The organism is Brachyspira sp. (assembly GCF_050873525.1).
Taxonomy (GTDB): Bacteria; Spirochaetota; Brachyspiria; order Brachyspirales; family Brachyspiraceae; genus Brachyspira.
The window spans coordinates 1-2,307 of the sequence record NZ_JBNMIZ010000305.1 but is presented as its reverse complement, the minus strand read 5'-3'; the positions used below and the strand labels follow the sequence as shown (position 1 = coordinate 2,307).

Here is a 2,307-nt window from a genome sequence, read left to right as displayed (position 1 = left end):
ATATTTACGATTATTTTTACAATCTTTATTTCATAAAATATTTACTCGCAAGAGAATGCAAAAATCTATGTTATTAAAAAATTGGAATTTCAAGAAATAAATAGATGGTATGCGGCTTATATAAAAAAAGCGATTAAAAAAGCGGAAGACGAAGGCGCAAGTTTAATAATTTTGGAATTGGATACGCCGGGCGGATTATTGTCTTCGGCGCTCTCTATAAAAAATTATATAATCGAAAGCGATATTCCCGTTGTAGCACATATAAATAAAAACGCGCTTTCTGCTGGAGCTTTAATATCTTTAAGCTGCGCGTCTATTTATATGTCGGACGGAAGCATAATAGGAGCGGCGACTCCCGTTTATATGAAAGGAAATACAATTGAAAAAGCGAGCGAAAAAGAAATAAGCGCAATGCGGGCGGCTATGCGTTCGTCTGCCGAAAGAAGCAAAAAGAATGTTCGGATTGCAGAAGCTATGGTTGACGAAACTATTATTTTATCGAAAAGAGATGACGGAATAGATTCGGACGATAAAACTTTGCTCACTTTAAGCGTTGAAGAAGCTTTAAAAGTAAATATAGCCGATGGAAAAGCTAATTCGATAATCGATATAATAAAATTAAGAAATCTGTCGGAAAATTCTACTATAATAAATTTTGAGGAAGAAAAATACGATTATATATTAAGATTTTTGATAAATCCTGCAGTTTTAAGCGCTTTAATTTCAATAGGAATAATCGGAGCGTATATAGAATTAAAAACTCCGGGATTTGGAATAGGCGGAGTAATTTCAATAATAGCATTTTCAACATTTTTCTTCGCTCAAGTTTTTGTCGGCGAAAGCGGTTTTTTAGCTCCAGCGATATTTTTTCTCGGTTTAGTTCTTTTGGCGATTGAAATATTTGTAATTCCGGGATTTGGAATAACGGGAATTCTCGGAATATTAGGAATAGTCGCGGGAATATTTATGTCTTTCGGAATAAACAATATAGCTCAAGCCACTTCGGTTATTTTCTTTTCTCTCATAGCCGATATTATATTAATCGTTATTTTAGCGAGGTTTGTTTTAAAATCAAAAGGCTTTAAAAATATCGTGGCATTAGAGACGGACACAGCGGGTTATCATTCGAGCGTTTCTTATGATAATTTGCTCGGACGCGAAGGAATAACGGACACATTTTTTAGACCTTCGGGAAATATTATAATTAACGATAAAAAATATGACGCCATAACGGAAGGGGAATTTATAAATAAAGGCGTAAAAATAAAAGTTATTCTTGTCGAAGGAAATAAAATAGTTATAAAAGAAGTAAAATAATAATCCAAAAATTCTAACTAACTCAATAAAAAAGGGATGCCGTTTGACATCTTCCTATATAAAACCAAAAACAAAATTTTTAGATATTATCTAATTATTTAATTTATAATTTTTTATCATATAACAATCCTAAATTTATTTCTGAAATTCTCCATAAATTTTTTAAACGGTATCCACCAAGCAACCTTATCTACAACCTCATTAAAAACTGACGCCAAATTATTATACTTATCATTTAATTCTTTATACATATTTTCTAATTTATTATTCTTATCTTCAATATAATTATTAAACGACTCGTGAACTTGAAAATCATTATAATATTTTTCATTCCAATCATAATTAATATTAAATAAATTACTTTGCGTTTTTTTCAAATAATTTTTTATTTCATTAAAATAATTAATCGTTAAATCAATGCTTTCGTCTAATGCCGATTCATATATTTTAGCTTTATTTATATCGTTAATTATATCGCCAGAGTATTTTTGTGGCGGATATTTAAAATAATTGAATTTATTAGAATGCAATATTCCCATAGTTATAACTTTTCTTTTCATTAGATTATCCCGATATATGCATTGAATCATTTTAATATATACAAATAAACTATTACAAATATTAAATACTTGACTTTTATTAAATATATGATATTATTATATTGTCAAAATAAAATATAGGAGATTATAATGTCAAAGGTTAAAACTAATGATTCGTATTCCAATTTAAAACTAATTAATATACAAAGAGACGGTCTTAAAAAAGCTGATAAGTCAGTTATGATAAGTAATCGTTCTAATTCTGAAAGCAAAAAAAAGGTAAAAAAATAATATGGAAATATCTTCCATAATAGTTACTATAGCGGTATTGCTACCTGGTTTTATTGCCTATAAGATTTCTAATATATCGGTTTATAGTCCTAAAATAAGCACATTTTATACTACATTATACAGTATATTATTTTCTATTTTTATATGGCTGATTATATAT

The 2,307-nt window shown here is 28.5% G+C and carries 2 protein-coding genes; one reads left to right on the top strand and one right to left on the bottom strand.

Annotated features, from left to right (window positions below):
* The first annotated feature begins 39 nt into the window (after nucleotides 1–39).
* Nucleotides 40–1,317, top strand: a complete 1,278-nt coding sequence (locus ACR0QS_RS12850; protein WP_432633848.1) for an NfeD family protein — start codon at nucleotides 40–42, stop codon at nucleotides 1,315–1,317.
* 116 nt (nucleotides 1,318–1,433) lie between these two features.
* Here the strand turns inward: ACR0QS_RS12850 and ACR0QS_RS12845 are convergent, their stop codons facing one another.
* Nucleotides 1,434–1,877: a hypothetical protein gene (locus ACR0QS_RS12845; RefSeq protein ID WP_432633847.1), complete on the bottom strand. Its 444-nt coding sequence runs from the start codon at nucleotides 1,875–1,877 to the stop codon at nucleotides 1,434–1,436.
* Nucleotides 1,878–2,307 lie beyond the last annotated feature (430 nt).

Bases quoted from the DNA above. Each gene is read 5' to 3' on its own strand.
- ACR0QS_RS12845 (WP_432633847.1), bottom strand. From the start codon at position 1,877: ATGAAAAGAAAAGTTATAACTATGGGAATATTGCATTCTAATAAATTC.